The organism is Providencia sp. PROV188 (assembly GCF_027595165.1).
In the GTDB taxonomy this organism is placed as follows: Bacteria; Pseudomonadota; Gammaproteobacteria; order Enterobacterales; family Enterobacteriaceae; genus Providencia; species Providencia lanzhouensis.
On sequence record NZ_CP097291.1, the window covers coordinates 435,007 to 458,523 of the forward strand.

At 43.3% G+C, this 23,517-nt stretch carries 17 protein-coding genes; 12 read left to right on the forward strand and 5 right to left on the reverse strand.

The genetic code is table 11. The annotated features are described in order from the left end of the window. The first annotated feature begins 32 nt into the window (after positions 1–32). Positions 33–1,775 carry a bifunctional isocitrate dehydrogenase kinase/phosphatase gene (gene aceK, locus M5X66_RS01940; RefSeq protein ID WP_036955445.1) on the forward strand — a complete coding sequence of 581 codons (1,743 nt, stop codon included), beginning with the start codon at positions 33–35 and terminating at the stop codon, positions 1,773–1,775. Positions 1,776–1,817: 42 nt separating this feature from the next. Here aceK and M5X66_RS01945 read toward each other — a convergent pair whose 3' ends face one another. Both M5X66_RS01945 and edd read right to left on the reverse strand, forming a co-directional pair. Next, entirely contained in the window at positions 1,818–2,456 is a 639-nt protein-coding gene (locus tag M5X66_RS01945) for a bifunctional 4-hydroxy-2-oxoglutarate aldolase/2-dehydro-3-deoxy-phosphogluconate aldolase (protein ID WP_108479271.1), read from the reverse strand. Between the two features lie 25 nt (positions 2,457–2,481). After that, positions 2,482–4,332: a phosphogluconate dehydratase gene (gene edd, locus M5X66_RS01950; RefSeq protein ID WP_108479272.1), complete on the reverse strand. Its 1,851-nt coding sequence runs from the start codon at positions 4,330–4,332 to the stop codon at positions 2,482–2,484. A gap of 234 nt (positions 4,333–4,566) precedes the next feature. Here edd and M5X66_RS01955 point away from each other — a divergent pair, with 234 nt between their 5' ends. The 3 genes from M5X66_RS01955 (at position 4,567) to M5X66_RS01965 (ending at position 7,267) form a co-directional block, all read left to right on the forward strand. Continuing rightward, entirely contained in the window at positions 4,567–5,361 is a 795-nt protein-coding gene (locus M5X66_RS01955; RefSeq protein WP_051422797.1) for an N-acetylmuramoyl-L-alanine amidase-like domain-containing protein, read from the forward strand. Positions 5,362–5,772: 411 nt separating this feature from the next. Then, positions 5,773–6,051, forward strand: a complete 279-nt coding sequence (locus M5X66_RS01960) for a helix-turn-helix domain-containing protein (protein ID WP_036955440.1) — start codon at positions 5,773–5,775, stop codon at positions 6,049–6,051. 328 nt (positions 6,052–6,379) lie between these two features. Beyond that, positions 6,380–7,267, forward strand: a complete 888-nt coding sequence (locus M5X66_RS01965) for an N-acetylmuramoyl-L-alanine amidase (protein ID WP_036955437.1) — start codon at positions 6,380–6,382, stop codon at positions 7,265–7,267. Positions 7,268–7,323: 56 nt separating this feature from the next. On the opposite strand, the gene iclR is transcribed toward M5X66_RS01965, so the two are convergent. After that, a complete protein-coding gene (iclR, locus tag M5X66_RS01970; protein ID WP_036955435.1) occupies positions 7,324–8,154 on the reverse strand; it encodes a glyoxylate bypass operon transcriptional repressor IclR in 831 nt (276 codons plus the stop codon). Between the two features lie 261 nt (positions 8,155–8,415). On the opposite strand from iclR, the gene metH reads away from it, so the two are divergent. From metH to M5X66_RS01990, 4 genes are all read left to right on the forward strand, one after another. After that, complete coding sequence (metH, locus tag M5X66_RS01975) at positions 8,416–12,099, forward strand: methionine synthase (protein WP_270103831.1); 3,684 nt, start codon at positions 8,416–8,418, stop codon at positions 12,097–12,099. Between the two features lie 72 nt (positions 12,100–12,171). Continuing rightward, positions 12,172–12,759 carry a hypothetical protein gene (locus M5X66_RS01980; protein WP_036955429.1) on the forward strand — a complete coding sequence of 196 codons (588 nt, stop codon included), beginning with the start codon at positions 12,172–12,174 and terminating at the stop codon, positions 12,757–12,759. 195 nt (positions 12,760–12,954) lie between these two features. Beyond that, on the forward strand, positions 12,955–14,511 hold the full coding sequence (locus tag M5X66_RS01985) for an SEL1-like repeat protein (protein ID WP_036955425.1): 1,557 nt from the start codon (positions 12,955–12,957) through the stop codon (positions 14,509–14,511). A gap of 339 nt (positions 14,512–14,850) precedes the next feature. After that, entirely contained in the window at positions 14,851–15,096 is a 246-nt protein-coding gene (locus M5X66_RS01990; protein ID WP_036955421.1) for a hypothetical protein, read from the forward strand. A 90-nt stretch (positions 15,097–15,186) separates the two neighbouring features. Here M5X66_RS01990 and lysC read toward each other — a convergent pair whose 3' ends face one another. After that, positions 15,187–16,554 (reverse strand): lysine-sensitive aspartokinase 3, encoded by a 1,368-nt coding sequence (lysC, locus tag M5X66_RS01995; protein ID WP_036955418.1) that lies wholly within the window; start codon positions 16,552–16,554, stop codon positions 15,187–15,189. 359 nt (positions 16,555–16,913) lie between these two features. Here lysC and pgi point away from each other — a divergent pair, with 359 nt between their 5' ends. From pgi to ubiA, 3 genes are all read left to right on the forward strand, one after another. Next, positions 16,914–18,560, forward strand: a complete 1,647-nt coding sequence (pgi, locus tag M5X66_RS02000) for a glucose-6-phosphate isomerase (protein ID WP_154634460.1) — start codon at positions 16,914–16,916, stop codon at positions 18,558–18,560. 305 nt (positions 18,561–18,865) lie between these two features. Continuing rightward, on the forward strand, positions 18,866–19,369 hold the full coding sequence (gene ubiC, locus M5X66_RS02005) for a chorismate lyase (protein WP_036955412.1): 504 nt from the start codon (positions 18,866–18,868) through the stop codon (positions 19,367–19,369). A 74-nt stretch (positions 19,370–19,443) separates the two neighbouring features. Next, on the forward strand, positions 19,444–20,298 hold the full coding sequence (ubiA, locus tag M5X66_RS02010) for a 4-hydroxybenzoate octaprenyltransferase (protein WP_036955408.1): 855 nt from the start codon (positions 19,444–19,446) through the stop codon (positions 20,296–20,298). A gap of 78 nt (positions 20,299–20,376) precedes the next feature. Here the strand turns inward: ubiA and plsB are convergent, their stop codons facing one another. Then, positions 20,377–22,881 (reverse strand): glycerol-3-phosphate 1-O-acyltransferase PlsB, encoded by a 2,505-nt coding sequence (plsB, locus tag M5X66_RS02015; RefSeq protein ID WP_154599664.1) that lies wholly within the window; start codon positions 22,879–22,881, stop codon positions 20,377–20,379. A gap of 124 nt (positions 22,882–23,005) precedes the next feature. On the opposite strand from plsB, the gene M5X66_RS02020 reads away from it, so the two are divergent. Further along, the gene (locus M5X66_RS02020) at positions 23,006–23,380 is read left to right on the forward strand and encodes a diacylglycerol kinase (protein ID WP_154634461.1); all 375 of its coding nucleotides are present in this window, start codon (positions 23,006–23,008) and stop codon (positions 23,378–23,380) included. Positions 23,381–23,517 lie beyond the last annotated feature (137 nt).

The window sequence follows — 23,517 nt, forward strand, 5'->3', positions numbered from 1 at the left end:
GCAAGTGCCTGTTTTTTATTGGGAGAGTGAAGATGACCCTCGAAACTGAACAGATCATCGCTCAAACCATTTTGCAGGGCTTTGATGCGCAATATGGGCGATTTCTTGAAATCACATCGGGTGCTCAAGAACGCTTTGAACGCGGGGATTGGCATGCCGTTCAACACGCGATGAAACAAAGGATAAAGCTGTATGACCATCATGTGGGGCTTGTCGTTGCTCAGCTGCAATGTATGGGGCTAGTGCAATCGCTCAGTCCCTACAATTTGGCGAGGATCAAACAGGTCTATGCGACATTGCTACCGGATTACCCACGTTTTGAAATTGCTGAAAGTTTTTTTAATTCAGTGTATTGCCGACTGTTTCAACATCGAGAGTTAACCCAAGAAAATCTGTTTATCTTTACTTCACAACCTGCTCGGCGCTTTTGCACCTTACCGAGGCCATTAGCTCGCGAATATAAGCTTAATGGGAACATGGAAACGGTATTTAATGGGATCTTAAGCGGGTTGCCGATTCGCTTGGTGTGGCGAGATTTAGCCTTTGATATTGAATGTATTGTGGAAACACTAAGGCAGCGCTTCCCTGAGATTGTAGAGCAAAGTGCCCAATTACATGTGGCGAATGAGTTGTTTTACCGAAATAAAGCTGCATGGTTAGTTGGGAAGCTATATATCAATCATCAAGTTTACCCATTCTTATTGCCTATTCACCATAATGAAGACGGCAAAATGTATGTAGATGCGTGTTTAACTGGCTTTGATGACGCAAGTATCGTGTTTGGCTTCGCTCGTTCCTACTTTATGGTGTACGCCCCGTTTCCCGCAGGGTTAGTTTTCTGGTTACGTGAAATTTTACCCAGTAAATCAATCGCTGAATTGTATATGGCGATTGGTTGTCAAAAGCATGGTAAAACAGAATATTACCGAGAATATTTGGCGTATTTAAACTTTTCACGAGAACAATTTACCCTTGCCCCCGGTGTGAAAGGGATGGTGATGTTGGTGTTTACGGCGCCATCATTTGATCGAGTATTTAAGATTATTAAAGATAAATTTGCGCCACAAAAAGAGGTGACTAAAGCTCGAGTGCTTGAGTGTTATCAAATGGTCAAAGAGCACGACCGAGTGGGGCGCATGGCAGATACTCAAGAGTTTGAAAACTTTATTATTGAAAAGCGTTTTGTCAGTGATGAGCTAATGACCGAGTTACTGGCGGAGGCGCCGTCTCAGGTTGAAGATTTGGGGGATAAAATATTAATTCGTCATCTCTATATGGAACGTAAGATGATCCCGCTGAATATTTTCATGGATGAAGCATCGGATGAGCAGCTTTATCACGCGATAGAAGAATATGGTTGCGCCATCAAGCAGCTGGCTGCCGCCAATATTTTCCCGGGGGATATGCTATTTAAAAACTTTGGGGTAACACGCCATGGTCGGGTGGTATTTTATGATTATGATGAAATTTGCTATATGACCGAGGTGAATTTCCGCCATATCCCTGAGCCGCTCTACCCTGAACAAGAGCTCTCAGGCGAACCTTGGTACAGTGTGCGAGAGCAAGATGTTTTCCCCGAAGAGTTTGCGCAATTCTTATGCCAAGATCCGAAAGTCAGGGACTATTTGCAGATGCATCATCAAGATTTATTTAGCGCGGATTATTGGCAAAAACTGCAAAAACGCATTTTGGATGGGTATGTCGAAGATGTGTTTGCTTACTCGGAAGATCAGCGCTTTTGTCGTCGATTTTTTCGCACTATCTCTACGGTTTAGTTGATTAAAAGTGGGTCAATGACCCACTTCATGACTTAACAATTACAGAGCACCTTGCACTGCTTGTTGTGCTAATTCGGTGATTTTATCGTAGTTGCCATTTTCCAGAGCATCTTCAGGTACCAACCATGAGCCGCCAATACATAACACGCTGTCTAGCGCGAGATAATCACGGTAATTGGCGAGGGAGATCCCGCCAGTTGGGCAGAAGCGAACTTGAGAGAAAGGTCCTGCAATTGCTTTGAGCGCTTTCACGCCACCATTGGCTTCGGCTGGGAAGAATTTGAATTCTTTAAGCCCATAGTTCATGCCCGCCATTAATTCAGATACAGTGGAAATCCCAGGAATTAATGGAATACTGCCTTGATTTGCAGCCGCTAATAACTCGTCCGTTAAACCGGGACTGATAGCAAATTGCGCACCCGCTTGTGTCACTTCTGCTAGCTGTTTTGCATTGATGACAGTACCAGCGCCGACAATCGCTTCAGGGACTTCTTCAGCAATCAGTCGGATAGCTTCGATAGCGCATTCTGTTCTCAACGTGACTTCCAATACTTTGATACCGCCTTTGAGTAAGGCTTTTGCTAAAGGAACGGCTTGCTCGAGTTTTTTGATCACAATGACAGGAACAACAGGACCTTGTTTTAGAACATCTTCAGCGGTCATTTTCCAATTATTCATAATAAATCCTATTAAGCGGTATAAATTAAAAATTAATGCTGCAAGCACCTTCTTCGGCGCCAGATAAATGTTGTCTTAATGCACCAAACAGCTCTCGACCACAACCCACTCGTTCTGCACTCAGGTCAGCTTGATAAGGTTGACGAGCAGATAAAATTTGTTCGTCCACGAGAAGCTCAATCTCTCCCGTTAATGCATTAACGCGAATTAAATCACCATCTTGGACTTTTGCAAGTAAGCCGCCATTGTAAGCTTCTGGCGTGACATGAATAGCGGAAGGCACTTTACCCGATGCTCCCGACAACCGTCCGTCAGTGACTAACGCTACTTTATAGCCTTTGTCCAATAATACCCCGAGTGGTGGCATTAATTTATGTAATTCAGGCATGCCATTCGCAGATGGTCCTTGGAAACGAACCACAATGACGCAGTCTCTGTCTAATTCACCAGCTTCAAAACGTGGTGCAATATCATTTTGATTATTGAACACGATGGCTGGGGCTTCAATCACTTGGTTTTCAACGGGTACGGCTGAGGTTTTCATCACAGCGCGACCGAGATTTCCAGACAGTAGTTTAGTCCCACCATGATGGGAGAAAGGATGATCAATATCAGCAATCACTTCAAGATCATAAGAATTTTTTGCCCCTTCACGCCAAGATAATTGACCGTTGTCCAACCAAGGTTCGAGGGTATAGCGTGATAGCCCAAATCCGGCAACGGTGTGAACGTCATCATGGAGTAAACCTTTAGCAAGGAGCTGGCGGATCAACAATTGAACGCCACCGGCCGCTTGGAATTGGTTAATATCGGCTTGGCCATTTGGATAAATACGGCAAATCAGCGGAACGACAGCAGAAAGATCAGAGAAATCATCCCAATTGATAATGATGCCAGCAGCACGTGCAATCGCCACCAGATGCATGGTGAGGTTGGTGGATCCCCCTGTTGCCAGAAGCGCTACAATACCATTCACAATGACTTTTTCATCAACCAGTTTACCAATCGGTAAATAATTTCCTGATTGCTCAGTAAGACGTGTAATTTGGCGAGCTGCAGCATGAGTAAGTTCATCACGTAATGGGGAATCAGGCGGAACAAAGGAAGAGCCAGGTAAATGTAGTCCCATCACTTCCATCACCATTTGGTTAGAGTTTGCAGTGCCGTAAAATGTGCAGGTACCAATGCTGTGATAGGACGCGGCTTCAGCATCAAGTAATGCATTACGATCCACTTTTCCTTCAACATATAGCTGACGAATTCTCACTTTTTCTTTGTTGGGCAAGCCTGTGCTCATAGGACCTGCGGGGACAAAAACGGCGGGTAGATGCCCAAAAGAGAGCGCGCCCATCATCAGCCCTGGAACAATTTTGTCGCAGATCCCTAAATAGAGCGCACCATCGAACATATTGTGGGAAAGGCCGATGGCAGTGGACATCGCGATAACATCACGGCTCAGTAATGAGAGCTCCATACCATCTTGTCCTTGGGTAACGCCATCACACATGGCAGGAACACCAGCGGCTACTTGCCCAATGGCGCCATTTTCAAGTAATGCTTGTTTCAGCTGGTCAGGGTAGCGGTCATAGGGGCGATGGGCGGAAAGCATGTCGTTATAGGAGTTAATGATAGCGATATCGGAACGGGTCATGCTTTTGAGTATGCTTTTTTCTTCGCTTTGGCAGGCGGCAAAACCATGAGCCAGATTCCCACACGCTAATTCAGCGCGATGCACAGTACTGCTACGAGCCTGTTCAATTTTTTCGAGATAGGCTTTTCGAGTCTCTTTAGAACGCTCGATGATACGTTGGGTGATCTGTAAAATGTGGTCATTGACCTTCGTTGAAGGCGTGACGTCAGAAATATTTTTGCTCATGATAATGGCTCCATTATACAAACAGTATTCTTTATGTTACCGGTAACATTGTTCAATGAAAAAACAATTGTTGCAATGATAAAAATGAAGATTTCGACATATATGTGATCTGAATCAAGAGGAGGATCGGAGAGAAATTGGGAGTAATCGTGACCATTTCAGCCTAACAGAATGATAAATAATAACTATAATGAGTTAGTCGATGGCATTGAGATAAAAATCAAGTAGGGAAATATGGCTGGGTTGAAAAAACGTAATCCGCTTGGGTGGCTGTTAGGTATTTTTTGGTTGTGCTCAAGCAGCGTTCAAGCGACAGAAGTGCCTGAAGTGGTCTTAACCACTGGATCTTACGGCGTTTTAGAGAAGGTGATTTCAGCCAGCCAAGGTAGTTCTGCGGAGCAAAAAATGGCGAATGCCACTGCTATTTTGTTGGGCACCCCGTACAACAATCGCACTTTAAATATGGATGCATTCTCTGCTGAACGGTTAATCATTGATTTAAAAGCCGTTGATTGCATGACATTTATTGAGTATAGCGAAGCCTTTAAACATGCGGATGATGCTGAACAATTTGCCTCATATTTAGAAAAAGTACGTTATGTCGATGCAAAAGTCGCATTTAATCAACGTCGTCATTTCTTTTCTGATTGGGCGGAAGGGGAGCATAAAGTTGTCTCTGATATAACGGCTCAATTAAGCCCCCATACGGTTTTTGTTAATAAACAACTTAATAAAAAAAGTAACGGTGACCCTATTATTGCTACGGTTAAAATAACACCAAGAGTGATTAGTTATGTCCCAACTCGATTTATTGATAGAGCACTACTGAAGCAGTTAAAAACAGGGGATTACATTGGTATTTATTCCTCAGCATCAGGATTGGATGTTACCCATGTGGGGGTTGTGATTCGAGAAGGGGAAAAGGTGCTATTTCGCCATGCTTCTTCACAACGAAAAAATTTACGGGTAATGGATGTCGAGCTATTTTCGTATCTTCAAGGAAAAAGTGGAATTATGGTATTTAGATAAAGTCGGTTTTAAAGTTAAGCTATCTAATTACCTATTTTTTAATGTTAATTACGCCCGTCTTATTTTAAATAAATTTTAATTTTTAAAATAAACTTAAATCGTAAGTACAAGTGATTTTTAGTTACTAATCATTGCCATAACCGTGTAAATTGTAAGACATTATTAAATTAGAGATGTTTTAATAATAGTTTCACATGGTTAAAACAACTACTGATATTAAAAAAATATTTTATAAAGCAATGAATTACAACCCAGAGTAGTAAAGATTAAAAATTAAAATCATAATGACACCTTAAATTCCTATCAATAATAGTTAATTCGATTGTTTTTATCTATTTTAAAAAAAATAGATTGTTTTTATAATGCCCATTAATGTTTGATTAGATTCTTTATATTGAGGTGAGCGTGTACATGTCAGAAAAACAAAATATTTATGCTTTGCTTGGCAATCATCTTCGTAAAGCTAGGGTACGTAAAGGGTTATCAGGACAGGAGTTGGCGGCTATTATTCAGCTTAGCCAGCAGCAGGTATCTCGATATGAATTGGGTGTTAACAAGCTAAGTTTAGATAAATTAATCGAGATTGCTATTTTACTTGAAATTGATATTCATGAAATTACCACTATGATTGCACGTCAGTTTGAGAAAGAGAGGATTAATTCAAGTGAGCTAGCGTTAGCGAGTTTTTAATTTATTTTATCTTATCTTGAAATCTTATAGATTAATAAAACTACAATGATTAAATGATTTTAATTATTAATGCTATCTTTAACGTATTAATTAAATTTCATAAATCTGATGATTCTGCTTTTAAATGATAAAAGCAGATAACGATTAAATTCAATTAGATTATTTTTATAAAAGTATTCATATTTTGTTTTTTTGATTCATTTAATTTACGCTTTTTTTAATGTTTGTTCATATTTAAGACGATTCTTTGGACAAAGTTCTCATGGTTTTATCGAGGTCGGTGTGCTTAAATGTGCGACAATTCAACATGGAAAAAGGGCAGTTTTAAATGGCTAGGGCAATATGGATATTTGTCATATTCCTACTTGTCGGTTGTTCAACGACACCTTCAAAAACGGGTTACTATCTCGATCAGAGTTACCCGTCACAGAATACCAGCGAGCGTATTCAATTTATTGTTCTGCATTACACTGTTTCTGATGATGCCCACTCAATTAAAATATTAACGAAAGGAAAGGTGAGTTCCCATTACCTCATTCCTAGTCAACCTGCACAAAAAAATGGTCAGCCTGTCATTTTACAACTTGTTCCTGAGCGCTTGAAAGCGTGGCATGCAGGGGATAGCCGTTGGCAATATCATCACGGGCTTAATGATAGCTCGATTGGTATTGAAATCGTTAATGAAGGTTTGGTGAGAAAAAATGGTCAAGATATCTGGCCGCCTTTTAATGACTCGCAGATAGATGCGTTGATCCCGCTATTGAAAGACATTATGCAACGTTATGACATTCCTCCAGAAAATGTCATTGGCCATAGTGATATCGCCCCGCTGCGTAAACAAGATCCGGGTCGTGCATTCCCGTGGCAATCATTAGCGCTGCATGGGATTGGCGCTTGGCCAGACCCTCAAACCGTTAATAAGTATTTAGCAGGGCGGCAGATTAATGCATCTGTCAGTGTGTTAAACCTACAAAAAGCATTGAAATTTTATGGCTATGCAGGGATCCCACTGACAGGAAAATTAGATAAAGAAACGAAACAGACGTTACGTGCATTCCAAATGCATTATCGTCCACGGGATATTGATGGGCGGGCAGATGCAGAAACGGAAGCTATCGCTTTAGCCTTGATTGAAAAATATCGCAATATGCCGAAGTTCAAACAATCTTTGAAATCGAATAAATCGGAAAGTGCGTCCAATCAACAGGGTGATTAGCCCGCCAGTAACATGATTAATTGAAGAAGTGCGGGGAGATCCCGCACTTTTGCTTGCTAGCGATTAGCGCCATATTCATGGCTGATTTCTTTAGCGGCTTTGATCACCATCGCTCCCAGCTCTGTTACCCGATCATCGGTGATCCGCGAAAGTGGTCCAGAAATTGAGATCGCGGCAAATGCCTCTTTATGCTCATCATAAATACAGGCACCAATACATCTTAACCCCAGCGCATGCTCTTCATCATCATAAGAAAATCCTTGTTTTTTAGCTTGTTGCAGATTTTCTTTCAATGCTGATGGATTAGTTAATGTATGCGGTGTATAGGCATGTAAGCCTTTTTTGCCCAGTAATGGAATTAGCTGCTCTTCAGGCAAATTGGCAATAAACGCTTTTCCTGCACCCGATGCATGTAATGGCAGCTTTCCGCCAATTGGGGCAGACATGCGCATTAACGCATTACATTGCACCTGGTCAACAATCACAGCGTCATATTCTGTGTGATCCAAAATCGCTAAATTGACGGTTTCGCCAGATTCTTCCATCAAACGGCGTAATATTGGATGGACAAGGGCTAATAAATTACGACTTTCAAGGAAGCTACTGCCGATGATAAAGGCATGAGAAGCGATGACCCACAACCCAAGATCCCCTGTCTGGCGCACAAAACCGTGCTGTTCGAGGGTCATTAATAAGCGGTGAGTCGTGGAATTAGGTAAACCAGCTTGAAGGGCTAAATCGGTGAGGGCGATCCCCCCAGTTGATTCAGAAATGTATTCCAAAAGCGTCAGTCCACGGCTTAAGGATTGAACTTGTCCGGCAGCCGTAGCGCCACTCGCAGGTCCTTTTGCCTTCTTTATTTTTTTAGTAATGGGTGTAGCCGCCATCAAGTGTCTCCTGACAGGAATGAGTATTCGTTTCTATTATGAATGATTTCATTCAAAAATACTCATCGGATCAGCAAAAAGTCGATCTTTGGCAACCTGAAAAACTCTCATCATAACGACGAATTTTCTCTTCTGAAGTTATGGTAGGATGTGATTCATACAAATTTAGTTTAGTTTCAATTCATTGACGATTTAGCTGTGCGAAGTCACAGCATGGGGCAGATTAAGCCGAGGGATTATCATTTTCAGGAGGACAGTGCAGTGTCCAGCAAGAAAAACCAATTAGAACAACAATTAAAAAATAGAATTCTCGTCCTAGATGGTGCGATGGGAACGATGATCCAACGCCATAAACTCTCTGAAGAGCAGTTTCGCGGCGAGCGTTTTGCAGATTGGCCAAGCGACTTGAAAGGCAACAATGACTTACTTGTGCTAACTCAACCTGAGATTATTCGCGATATCCATAGCCAATATTTTGCGGCAGGGGCGGATATTGTTGAAACCAATACGTTTAACTCCACCACCATTGCGATGGCGGATTATAAAATGGAAGCACTTTCTGCGGAAATAAATGAAACCGCAGCTCGCCTTGCTCGTGAATGTGCCGATGAGTGGACATGTAAAACCCCAGAAAAACCGCGTTATGTGGCTGGGGTTCTGGGACCAACAAACCGTACAGCATCGATCTCCCCTGATGTGAATGATCCGGCCTATCGCAACGTGACGTTTGATCTGCTGGTGGACGCGTATCGTGAATCCACACGATCGCTGATTAAGGGTGGTGTCGATCTGATCATGATCGAAACTATCTTTGACACATTAAATGCAAAAGCGGCGATTTTTGCCGTAGAAACTGAATTTGAATCCCTTGGGATCCACTTGCCTGTGATGATTTCAGGGACTATCACTGATGCTTCGGGGCGAACTTTATCGGGGCAAACCACGGAAGCATTTTACAACTCATTGCGCCACTCTCAGCCGTTATCATTTGGGCTTAATTGCGCATTGGGACCTGATGAACTGCGTCAATATATCGCTGAATTATCTCGTATTTCAGAGTGCTATGTTAGCGCTCACCCCAATGCAGGGTTACCGAATGCATTCGGTGAATACGATCTTGATGCCCAAAATATGGCGCAGCAGATCCGCGAATGGGCGGAGGCTGGCTTTTTAAATATCGTCGGTGGATGCTGTGGTACCACGCCACTTCACATCCAAAAAATGGCACAAGCCGTTGAGGGACTAAAACCTCGCCAGTTACCAAAATTACCTGTGGAATGTCGGTTATCCGGTTTAGAACCGCTGAATATTGGTGCGCAATCTCTATTTGTGAACGTTGGTGAGCGCACTAACGTCACAGGCTCTGCAAAATTTAAGCGTTTAATTAAAGAAGAAAATTACCAAGAAGCCCTTGATATCGCTCGCCAACAAGTGGAAAACGGCGCGCAGATCATCGACATCAATATGGATGAGGGCATGTTAGATTCCCACGCGGCGATGGTGCGTTTTCTGAATTTGATCGCGGGAGAACCTGATATTGCACGAGTGCCTATTATGATCGACTCCTCGAAATGGGACGTGATCGAAAAAGGGCTGAAGTGCATCCAAGGCAAAGGGATCGTGAACTCCATCTCCATGAAAGAGGGGGTTGATGCCTTTATTGAACACGCCAAATTAGTCCGTAAATATGGTGCGGCAATGGTGGTCATGGCGTTCGATGAAGTGGGGCAAGCTGATACCCGCGAGCGTAAAATCGAAATTTGCCGCCGCGCATACCAAATATTAACGGAAACGGTCGGTTTTCCACCTGAAGATATTATTTTTGACCCGAATATTTTTGCAGTTGCTACGGGGATTGAAGAGCATAATAACTATGCTGTTGATTTTATTGAAGTCTGTAAAGATATCAAAGATCAACTGCCCCATGCGTTGATCTCAGGTGGGGTGTCTAACGTCTCTTTCTCATTCCGAGGCAATGATCCGGTGCGTGAGGCAATTCACGCTGTTTTCCTGTATCACGCGATCCGCAATGGGATGGATATGGGGATCGTCAATGCGGGGCAACTGGCCATTTATGACGATCTTCCCGCCGAGCTCAAAAACGCGGTAGAAGATGTGATCCTCAATCGCCGAGAAGACGGCACTGAAAAGCTACTGGAACTGGCTGAAAAATACCGTGGAACAGGAGGACAGGAGCAGCAAGTTCAACAAGCGGAATGGCGCAGCTGGGAAGTGGAAAAACGGCTTGAATACTCGCTAGTGAAAGGGATTACGGAATTTATTATCCAAGATACGGAAGAGACTCGCCAACGTGCGTCAAGCCCGATCGAAGTGATTGAAGGCCCGCTAATGAACGGCATGAACGTGGTGGGTGACTTATTTGGTGAAGGAAAAATGTTCCTGCCCCAAGTGGTGAAATCCGCCCGCGTGATGAAGCAAGCCGTGGCGTACTTAGAGCCGTATATTCAGGAGCTAAAACAGTCGGGAAGCAGTGCAGGTAAAGTATTACTAGCGACGGTGAAAGGGGACGTACACGACATTGGCAAAAATATTGTGGGTGTCGTTTTACAGTGTAATAACTATGAAATCATTGATTTAGGCGTCATGGTGCCGTGTGAAACGATCCTAAAAACCGCCCGGGAACAAAACGTCGATATTATCGGTTTATCGGGTCTGATTACGCCGTCATTGGATGAGATGGTGCATGTGGCAAAGGAGATGGAGCGACAAGGGTTTACCTTACCACTATTGATTGGAGGCGCAACGACCTCGAAAGCTCATACTGCGGTGAAAATCGAGCAAAACTATTCAGGACCTACGGTCTATGTGCAGAACGCATCCCGTACGGTGGGGGTCGTCGCTGCATTACTTTCAGCAACCCAAAAAGCCGAGTTTGTTGCCCGAACGCGTCGTGAGTATGAGACGGTTCGCCTGCAACATGGGCGCAAAAAACCAAGAACGCCACCCGTTACATTAGAAGCCGCTCGCGCTAATGGGGTGAATATTGATTGGCAACAGTACCAGCCGCCGGTTCCTAAATTCCTAGGCGTTCAAGAAGTGACGGCTTCCATTAAAACATTGCGTGACTATATCGATTGGACACCATTCTTTATGACATGGTCATTGGCTGGTAAATACCCGCGAATTCTCGAAGATGAAGTGGTCGGGGAAGAGGCGCGCAAATTGTTGTCTGATGCCAATGCGATGCTCGACACGTTGGAAAGCCAAAACTTACTGACGCCAAAAGGGATTTTTGGAATTTTCCCAGCAAACCGCGTGGTGGATGATGTGGAAATCTATCGTTCCGATGCTCGGGATGAAGTCCAAGTGGTGGCACTTAATTTACGCCAACAAACGTTGAAAACCGATTTTCCGAACTACTGTTTATCCGATTTTGTGGCACCTAAAGAGAGCGGTAAAGCGGATTATATTGGTGCATTTGCCGTGACTGGCGGGTTAGAAGAGGATGAGCTGGCTGAGCAGTATGAAAATACCCACGATGATTATAATAAAATCATGGTGAAAGCCTTGTCTGATCGCTTAGCAGAAGCTTTTGCGGAATATCTGCATCAACAAGTTAGAACCCAGTATTGGGGCTATGCGTCAGAGGAAGCACTGAGCAACGAAGAGTTGATCCGTGAAAATTATCAAGGCATTCGCCCTGCACCGGGTTATGCCGCTTGCCCTGAACACACAGAAAAGGAAAAAATCTGGCAACTTCTGAATGTGGAAGACAAAATTGGTATGAAACTGACTAGCTCTTACGCAATGTGGCCGGGAGCCTCGGTGTCGGGTTGGTACTTTAGTCACCCTGATAGTAAATACTTTGCGGTGGCACAAGTGCAAAAAGATCAAATTGAAGATTATGCCAAACGCAAAGGAATGACGGTCGCAGAATTAGAACGCTGGTTAGCGCCAAACTTAGGCTATGACCCAGAAGATTGATTTGATCCATAAGATTGATTTTTCAGTTATTCGCCTCCATCTTATAGGTAGGAAATCTATTGGGAGCAAATGATGAGCTATGAATTTATAATTGAAGGAAAACTGCCGTCCTCGGTAGTTTATCCTTATCAGATCCAAAATAGCGCCGCGCCAGAGACATTTATGATGAGCGAAGACGCGGTGAGTGCCATGATGAGTATTTTGCAAATCATGGACAAATTGGATACTGAAGATTCATTGACGGAACATTGCTTTAACCAAATTTGGTTAAGAAGCGAGTTAACGCCAGCAAGAGCAGAAGAAATTTATCTGTTCTTGGAAAACCAAGAGCGGGTTGAGCCGATCCCTTCACAAGAGGAAATCGACGCGTTTTATCAAGCGCAACAAGCGGAAGATAAGTTACTCTCTAAAGAAAGTACCAAAGAAGGTATGGTTCCGGTTCATAAATTTGCGACCAATGATGGCTGGTTAATTACAGCGAAAGAGAGTGGATTAATTGCCGAGGTATTTTCAGAAGAATTAGTGGGTGAAAACCATTTTGTGGTTTCCCAAATATCGACGCTATGCAAAATTAGCCATCAAAAATTGGAATTGATTTTAATTGAGTGGGGTAAGTTTAATTTATTTGCCAGTAAGCATGGTGGATATCGCGTTAATTAATTTTGGGCATTAAGACAATTTAATTATTAATTAGAGGGTGATTAGCTCGTTTTATAACCAATTACGATAATCACCCAAATTATTTTCTTAAAAATTCACATCATTTGGTTATTTTCTGCTTATAGTCCTTATGATTTTTGTATGGGAATGATATCTTATATAGCAGTGGTCAATGCCAAGCTGTGAGTAAATGTCATGAAATTACCCTCTCTCTTATTTAGTTTCTGCATTATCTGTGCCCCTTATGTGCAAGCAGAGCCAATAGAGTCGGGTTCGTTTCATAACCAGCCAACCAAAGCGGCTGCTAACCAATCTTCCAACCCAATTATCACCCCTGTGGTTTTGACGCCTCAGGCGGACTCCGCTTTAGTTGAACCTTTACCTAAAGCCCTTGAAGTGACTGAGCCAAGCAACCTTCCAACCGATTTTCAAAGCAGTATTAAAGAGGCCAATGCGGGTAAAGTTGATGCCATGATTGACGTGGGTGTCGCTTATTTGGATGGCACAGACTTTCTCGATTCCGATGAAAATAAAGCCTATTACTGGTTTAAGAAAGCTTCTGATTTAAATAGCAATGATGGTGATTACTACATCGGGATGCTGGCACAGCGCAAAAAGGATTATGAGCAAGCGGGTAATTGGTATCGTAAATGCGCCGAAAAAGGCGATGCATACTGCCAATATGCGATGGGCTATTTATTTGAGCGTGGTTTAGGTGTCGAAAAAGACTATAAACAAGCTCGCGCTTGGTATTATGAGGCCGCAGAACAAGAGCAAGAGTATGCACAGTTTGCCATTGGGTTGTTCTACCATGATGGGCTTGGTGGTGATATTGACTACAATAAAGCTTTTACATGGTATGAGCGCAGTGCACGTAATGGCGTAGCCTCTGCCGTGAACAACTTAGCCGTGATGTATGAAAATGGCGAAGGCATGGAAAAAGATGAGGATACGGCGATTTACCTGTATCGCCAAGCCGCGAACATGGGCTCCCCAGTTGCACAAAAAAATATGGGAGACTTTTACAGCAAAGGTCATCCGCTCGTTGAGCAAAATAACTACCAAGCCGTTTACTGGTATAAGCGCGCGGCAAACCAAGGTGAATTTTCGGCTCAATATGCGTTAGCGCAAGCGTATGAGACAGGCGATGGCGTTGGGCAAGACCTGAGCGAAGCCTTCAAATGGTACCAAATGGCGGCAGATAATGAATCTGCTGAAGCCGCTATGAAAGTGGCTGAGTATTATGAAAAAGGCCTTGGCGGCGTTAAACCGGATATGGCGAAAGCCACCCAGTGGTATATCGAATTAGCGGATTCAGATATTGTCGACGCACAATTAAAGTTAGCGAACTTATATCTGGCGGGTCAGTTGAAAGATGTTGAGATCCAGCAGATTGTGAAGTGGCTGGAAGTCACTAAAGAAGACAATATGGAAGCAAAAAACCAGTTAGCGATTTTTTATCTGACTGGAACTGGGGTTCAGCAAGATAGCCAAAAAGCACGGGAGCTTTTGGAGTCTGCGGCATTCAAAGAAAACAGTGATGCGCAAAATAACCTCGGCGTAATGTATGCCCGAGGAGAAGGTGGCAGTAAAAATATTTTCCGCGCTATTATGTGGTTTGAGCGTGCGGATAAACTGGGTAATGTGACCGCAAAAAATAACTTAGCATTATTGCAAAAAGACCATAATGCAAAAGCGAATATGCTGCAATATACAGAAAGTGTAAAAAATTCATTGCCTTCTAAAAAATGAATCACTGAAAGAATCCATTCCATTTCATTTAAAAGCCAATAACCTTATTAATACTGTTGGCTTTTAATCATCTCTATCTATTTTGCTGTTTTCATCGTAATGACAAATATCATTTTGATATTCTTAAAAATTACTTTCTTACTCTTTCTTTTAAGATAATTACGTATTTCTACACCATAAAATTTATCAATCTTTGTGAATTAGGAAGCTATTTTTATTTAGCTAAATAATGAAGTATAGTTTTATTAACTGGTTCTTTGTTGAGTCTTTGTTGTAAATCTCTCCATTAGATTAGAACGAGTTTAGTTGTTTTTTGAGCATGAAAAAATGAGGTGTTAAATGAGCACTTATTGTTTTTTTATTAAATCTGACGAAGTTGTTGCGTTAGAGATGACTGAAACCCAAAATGCTACCGAGTTAGTGAATATGGGTTACCAAAAGCAGTTTGAAGAGATTGAGGCGAATAGCAAAGAATTAGCGTTAGCGCGCTTTGCAGATATTCGCGGAGAAGAGCTAAAAAGCACTTATGCTTTTGCAGGTGAGTCGACGTTTAGTGGGCTGATTACCTCTTTCCTAAGTCGTTAAATTTATTTTTATTAGCAAGTCAAACGGGCAATCAAAAGATTGCCCGTTATCGTTTATGGATTGCTATTATTTATGGTTAGCTATCCGCTATCACTCAAAAAGATTATTGTGCAGTGTGCGAACAATCTCTTCCGCGTCGTTACCTGGCACAAGCAGACAAATATTATGGCTGCTAGCACCGTAGCTGATCATACGGATATTAAAGGATTCCAACGCGCCGAAAATCTGTTTGCCGAGCCCGTTCACTTGTGAAAGTTGGTTACCAATAATCGCCACCAGAGCCAGGTTTTCTTCCACTTCTACACGGCACAGCGCGGATAATTCGGTCATTAAGGCATTAGTCAGCAAGCTACCATTAGTGCCTGTTGAGCCCGTTGTATCTAATGTCAGTGCGACACTCACTTCCGACGTGGTGATCAAATCCACGGAAATATTATGGCGCAGCAAGATAGTAAAAATCTCTGCCAGGAAACCACGTGCATGCAGCATTTTCAAACTGTGCAAGGTCAGTAACGTTTGTTTGCGGCGTAATGCGAGCGCTCTAAATTGCGGAGGGTTTTCCGTTTGGTCGCTGACAATCGTCCCGCCTGCTTCTGGGGCTTTACTCGAGCCGACGAATACAGGGATCCCCGCACGCACTGCGGGTAATAACGTGGCTGGATGCAGAATTTTTGCTCCGAAAGTTGCCATTTCAGCGGCTTCATCAAAGGCGATTTCATCGATTTTTTGGGCATTCGGCACCACACGAGGGTCGGTGGTGTAAATGCCGGGTACATCCGTCCAAATATCTACGCGGGATAGGTTCAATACTTCAGCCAGTAAGGCAGCGGTATAGTCACTTCCTCCGCGCCCTAGTGTGGTAGTGCGCCCTTTGGCATCACGCCCAATAAACCCTTGAGTGATAACAATCGATTCGGCTAAGCGTGGAAGTAATTGCTGCTGTGCGAGCACTTGTAGCTGTTCAAGATCCGGCTCAGCACGACCAAAGCTTTCATTGGTTCTCATCACTTTACGGACATCAAACCATTGTGAGGATGCCCCGCGCTGGCGCAATACTTCCACAAACAGTAATGTGGACATAATCTCACCGTGGCTGACCATTTCGTCCGTTAAGGCATCAGAAGTGGCAAGAGAGGCGGAATCAGCTAAATGAGCGATGTTCTCAAGTAGACGGTCGATTTCTTCGCGAATAACGTTCGCAGTTTGCAGGTGTTCGATAATGTCATACTGAGTCTGTTTGACTCTTTGCAGTAGCTCATTGCGTTTATCAGTGTCGCAGCCTTCAGCGAGTTCAATGAGTAAGTTGGTGATCCCTGCACTTGCAGAAAGCACAACCACACGAACTTGATCATTTGCCAGTACGATATCCGCACTTTTATTCATGGCGTCGAAGTTAGCGACGCTTGTGCCGCCGAATTTTGCGATAACAAACTGATTACTGCCAGCTACTGTATTCATTTTCCAATCCCTTTAATTAAACCGCCTATCTTTAAATAATGCATGAACCCAAAATAATTCCTGCGGCGCAGGCCGAATACGGCACGACATCAACAGCTTGAAATACGTTGGAGTAATAGATTTATCGACTTTGGCACGTATCGTCAATAATGAATCGAGGTAAATCAGTAATTCTAATGATGGGCAAATGATTATCGGTTTTCTCAATATCATTTTTGGGATGAGATGACAGTGGCCGTTAGGTTTGGGAGAATAGACCTAACAACAGCAGATTATGAGAACGCAGAAAACCGATAAGCTTCGTGTCCTCGGCGAGTTACAATCTATTATTATTTGAAATTGTTTTGGAGGTGTTATCCATGAAAAGTATCAATCCAAGCCAGACGGCGGCATGGCGAGCGCTAGAGCAGCATTATGCAGACATGAAAAATGTGCATATGCGTGACTTATTTGCACAAGATAAACAGCGCTTTACGAAGTTTTCAGCCACTTTTGATGACCAAATCTTAGTGGATTTCTCCAAAAACCGTATTACACAAGAGACATTGGACAAACTTTTGGCATTAGCCAAAGAAACGCAACTGGAAGATGCAATCAAAAGTCTGTTCAGTGGTGAGAAAATCAACCGCACTGAAGATCGTGCTGTGCTGCATACCGCATTACGTAACCGCGACAATACCCCAGTGCTGGTGGATGGCAAAGATGTGATGCCAGAAGTGAACGCGGTACTGGAAAAAATGCAGCAATTCAGCGCACGCATTATCAGTGGCGAGTGGAAAGGATACACCGGTAAAGCCATTACTGATGTGGTGAACATTGGGATTGGTGGTTCAGATCTGGGACCATTTATGGTGACTGAGGCGCTACGTCCTTATAAGAACCATTTAAATATGCATTTTGTTTCTAACGTTGATGGTACTCAAATTGCAGAAACATTGAAGGATCTCAATCCTGAAACTACGTTATTCCTGATTGCATCGAAAACATTTACGACGCAAGAAACCATGACCAATGCGCATTCAGCGCGTGAGTGGTTATTGACGTTTGCCAAAGATGAAAAACATATTGCGAAGCATTTTGTGGCGCTTTCAACGAACAGCGAACAAGTCGCAAAATTTGGTATTGATACCAATAACATGTTTGAATTCTGGGATTGGGTTGGTGGTCGTTACTCTCTGTGGTCAGCGATTGGTTTGTCTATCATCTTATCCGTCGGTTATGAGAATTTCGTTCAATTACTGAGCGGTGCTCATGCAATGGATAAGCACTTCACGCAAACGCCTCTAGAAAGCAATATCCCTGTTTTATTAGCGCTGATCGGCATCTGGTACAACAACTTTTTTGGTTCAGAAACTGAAGCGATTCTCCCATACGACCAATACATGCATCGCTTTGCCGCCTATTTCCAACAAGGCAATATGGAATCAAACGGGAAATATATTGACCGTAATGGCAATGCAGTCACTTACCAAACAGGTCCGATTATTTGGGGTGAACCGGGAACTAACGGGCAACATGCGTTTTACCAGTTAATTCACCAAGGGACAAAAATGATCCCATGTGACTTTATTGCGCCGGCAGTGACACATAACCCGCTGGGGGATCACCATGCTAAGTTGCTGTCTAACTTCTTTGCACAAACGGAAGCATTAGCCTTCGGTAAAACCCGTGAAGTGGTGGATGCTGAATTTGCTGCGCAAGGTAAAACTGTCAAAGAGATGGAATATGTGGCGCCTTACAAAGTGTTTGAAGGCAACCGCCCAACTAACTCTATTTTACTTAAAGAGATCACTCCGTATTCATTAGGGGCGCTGATCGCTATGTATGAGCATAAAATCTTTACCCAAGGTGCAATTTTGAATATTTTCACCTTTGACCAATGGGGGGTTGAGTTAGGTAAGCAACTGGCGAGCCGTATTCTGCCTGAATTGGAAAATAGCCAAGCGGTAGAGAGCCATGATAGCTCTACCAATGGGCTGATTAATTGCTATAAAAACTGGCGTTAATGGCGTTTTTTTAAGCGACTAATAGCCTGTAATTGGCAGGCTATTAGTATCCTAATAAAATACGATTTTTAAGCTAACTCATTATAAATCAAATATTTTTCACAAAATTTTTACAATTTGTGTTGAATTAGCGACTTTTTATATAAATTGTTATCTATCTTTAACCTTGCACAATAACAACGTGCTATTCTATCGCCCAATAATTTAGATGAACGATGCTGGTTGTGGCTTTAATACGCTAGACGTTAACAAGCTTGAGTAGCAATCAGGGGATAACCATAATTACTATGGTGGAATTTGATTGAATGCCTGAAACGATTTTTACCTCTCACCCGATAAACTGGTTAGAAGAGGGCGACGAGAGTGTTCCTGAAAGTGTATTAGATTGGTTGCAAGAGCAAGGGTCGATGACCAAGCGGTTTGAGCAGCATAGTCAGAAAGTGACGGTAATACCTTATTTAGAACGCTATATCTCACTGGATATGCTCACCGCCGACGAACAAAAATGCTTACCAATTAGTGAGCGTTATTGGCTACGGGAAGTGATTATGTATGGGGATAATATCCCTTGGTTGATTGGCAGAACGCTGATCCCAGAAGAGACGCTCACTGATAATGACAAAAAATTAGTGGATATTGGGCGTGTCCCATTAGGGCGCTACCTCTTTAGTCATGAAAACCTAACCCGAGATTATATTGAAATGGGATCCAGCGCTGACCGCTGGGTACGCCGCTCCCTACTTAGATTGTCCCAAAAACCATTATTATTAACCGAAATATTTTTACCTGAATCACCTGCATATAGATAACTATCTAACATAATTCAAATAACGTTTATGGGTAAAATAGAAGCATAAAGGAGCACGATAACGTGGAGGGAAGTATGGCGCTAAGTAAATGGCATGCATACAGCCGTTTAATGCGTATTGATAGACCTATTGGCTCACTGTTATTACTGTGGCCAACCTATTGGGCGCTGTGGATTGCCGCCCAAGGCACGCCAAGTTTGCATATTCTGATTGTCTTTACGGCCGGTGTATTTTTAATGCGTGCCGCAGGCTGTGTTATCAATGACTTTGCTGATCGTAATTTCGATGGGCATGTAGAAAGAACTAAACACCGACCACTGCCTAGCGGTGATGTTACGGAAAAAGAAGCAAAAATTCTATTTGCTGCGTTGGTAGGGCTCTCTTTCTTATTGGTATTGAGTCTGAATACCATGACCATCTGGTTATCGGTCGCAGGCTTAGCGCTAGCGTGGATCTACCCGTTTGTGAAACGTGTGAGCCATTTGCCTCAAGTAGTCTTGGGCGCTGCATTTGGCTGGTCAATCCCGATGGGATTCTCAGCAGTTAGTGAGTCCTTACCACTAGTTTGTTGGTTACTGTTTTTAGTGAATATCATCTGGTCAGTGATTTATGACACGCAGTATGCCATGGTCGATCGTAACGATGATTTAAAAATTGGCGTGAAATCAACGGCGATTCTGTTCGGTCAATATGACAAGCTGATTATTGGTTTGCTGCAAATTGTGATGGTTGGCTTGCTGGTGGTGATTGGCTCATTGGCTAACTTAGGCATGGTTTATTATGGTTCGTTAGTGCTAGCCGCTGCGCTGTTTGTTTATCAACAGCAATTGATGGTGAACCGAGAACGAGCGCCGTGTTTCAAAGCGTTTATGAATAATAACTATGTTGGCTTTATTCTGTTTATCGGTATGGTGATTAGTTATTTTTAACCGCTAAAACGGGATAAGAAAAAGGGTAATGCAGATGCATTACCCTTTTTTATTGCTGAATATCATTGAGTTGCGATATTACTCTTGCGAGGTTTCTGAGTCTTCATCAGCACTTTCCGGCGTATTTTTCGGCGCTGGTTTTGGTGCAGAAAGTTCTTCAGTTTGGCTAACGCTCTCAATGGTCAGACGGATTTCCGGTGACATCAAGCGTGCAAGCACGGCGTACAAGTTCTTCGCATTCGTCGAGAAAATATCATTCTCGTTATTGTCGATATAGCCTTCTTCTTTGAGGGTATCGACCAGTGTTGAGAACACGGCTTTATCAAAGAATTCAGGGGCGTTAATACCGTGCAGAACGGACAGACGCTGCGCGAGCATACGACTCTCTTTCTCTAACGTATTGCGGCTGACTTCTGGGCTTGCATTGAGCAATGACAGTGTAATGGCGTAGCGTTGCAGTGTTTCACGAACACCAGCTGCCAGTAGCTGTAACGGACGGATACGGCGAGGATTTAACACCACCATATTCTCATCTTTCAAGCAGATCAGTTGTTGGTTATTCAGCTCATCAATCAATGTATCCACTGTTTCCGTAAGCGCGTTTGCGTCATAACGCATAAACAGCTCAGCTTTCAGGAATGGATAAATCAGCGCAACTTGCTGGTGGATTGCATCACGGCTAATGCGCTCATGGTGCAGCACAATGCTGGCGATAAGCGAAGGCAGAACCAGTAAGTGATGAATATTGTTACGGTAATAGGTCATTAAGACGGCATTTTCGCGTGGCAGAATAATAATATCCCCCATGCTGTCTTTTTCGACTTCAAACTTGTTCATCTGCAAAGCGTGTTCAAGCAGCTCTTCAGCCGTTTTGTTCGGCGTAGTTGCATCGGCAGTGTAAGGCACATTGCGCAGTAGCTGTAGATAGCACTCGATTTGTTCAAGCAGTTGTTCACGGGTGAGCGAGCGCTGACGTGAAGCCAACAATGCCGTTGAACATAGGTTAATCGCGTTGGCAGCTGCCGCATTATTGATATTCACCATAATGTTATCGGCTAAGCTGCTGACGGTTGGGTTTAACCAGCTCGGGCGCTGTGGTTCAATCGGGTCGATAGATTCACGCCAATTTGGTACGCGGTTATTTAAGTACTGGGTCAGTGAAATTGGTTGCCCAAAGTTCACATAACCTTGACCCAAATTACGTAGTTTACGCAGACCACGTACCATGGAGAAGAAGCCTTCTTTCTCTTTCTCAGCGCCACGCAGCTCTTTTGCGTAAGTTCCTACTTCCATCACATGCTCGTAACCAATATAGATAGGAACGATGGTGATAGGGCGGGAGTCTCCGCGTAGCATCGCTTGTAGGGTCATCGACAAGGTACCAGTTTTCGGTTCCAGTAAGCGACCTGTACGTGAACGACCGCCTTCCACAAAGTATTCAATCGAATAGCCGCGAGCAAATAGCTCACTGAGGTATTCGCGGAATACGGTGGAATAGAGTTTATTGCCTTTGAACGTACGGCGAATAAAGAATGCACCTAAACGGCGGAAAATAGGACCGGCTGGCCAAAAGTTAAGGTTAATACCCGCCGCAATGTGTGGTGGCACCAAGCCTTGGTGATAAAGCACATAAGAAAGCAGCAGGTAGTCCATATGGCTACGGTGAGAGGGCACATACACAATTTCGTGACCATCTTGCGCCAGCTGGCGAACGCGCTCAGCATGTTGAACATTGATCCCTTGGTATAAGCGGTTCCATGTCCAACCGAGTACACGGTCAGTCAGTCGCACTGCTTCATAAGAGAAGTTAGCTGCAATCTCTTCCATCATCGCCACGGCATTTTGCTGGGCTTTTTGTAATGGGATTTTTTTACTGCGCGCTTCGTCTTCAACGGCTTTTTCAATCGCTTTAGAGGATAGCAGCTTATTAAATAGCTCATAACGGGCAGGCAGTTTTGGCCCGACCGCAGCTAAACGCTGACGAGAGTAGTGAATACGTGCTACGCGAGCAAGTTTATTGGCAATGATGGTGTCGGTGCCATGTTCTTGCGCCATCTGGCCAAGAGAAATACTCGGAGAGAAACGTACAAAGCTATCGCGCCCTAACCACAGGACTGCAAAGAATTTTTGCACACCGTTTAAGAGTTTTAGCGGGGCAGGCTTATGCCCTTCGCGACCCGGCGCACGTCCAAACATGACGGATGCAGGTAGCATTTGAATATCAAGATTTGGATTGTTTTTATGCAAATCCAGATACGCATGGAATATTTTTACTGACTCTTTACGTGGATCTGGGGAGTAGTAACGGAACACGCGCGGACCATCATCAATAAACACATAGGCTGGAAGCTTGGTGCCATTGATGTCGTTATCCACTAGCGGATCAGGTAAACCAATCGCTAAGCATTGTTGGCGAAGCGTGAGCAGGTCGGACTTTGAGTGATATGGCAAGACGTACAGCGTTGGCTTGCTTGGGTCAAGCTGTAACTCTGTTATCGGATCCGTTGGGATTAGTTTACTTTTTACCAATAATTTCAGTGGTAAATTCAACGTGTTGTAATATATTTTACGCCATAGTGACATAAATGATTATAGCCTCTTGTTAGTAATGCTGCGCAATCATAGCAGAAAGCAACGTTTAGATCTGTTATCGATAATTCACTTTGACTGCAAAAGTTGATTATTGTTTAAAAATTAAGGAAAAAATATGGCAAGTCAAACTAAGGGACTCACTCGAGTCATCAAAGCGGCTGGATACTCCCTTAAAGGTTTAAAAGCAGCATGGGTAAATGAAGCTGCATTTCGTCAAGAAGCGATTGCTGCTATCATTGCGATAATTATAGCTTTTTACTTGGATATTAGCCAAATTGACAGAGTTTTGTTGATTGGTTCAGTTGTATTAGTCGCAATCGTTGAGTTAATTAACAGTGCAATTGAGGCGGTTGTTGATCGTATTGGCAGTGAATACCATGAATTATCTGGGCGAGCGAAAGATATCGGCTCCGCAGCCGTGTTCGTCACGATAGGATTAGCTCTGTTTATCTGGGGAACCGTATTATGGGCACGTTATTTTACGGCTTAGTGGGCTAAAAACAGTAAAAGAGATAAAAAGCCAGAAATTCATCAACAAAAGCAGGTTTTGGCTAATTTAACAGTTCCCAATACCCATTTACCTGTATATACTCACAGTCTGACTGTATAAACAAACAGGGGAACGGG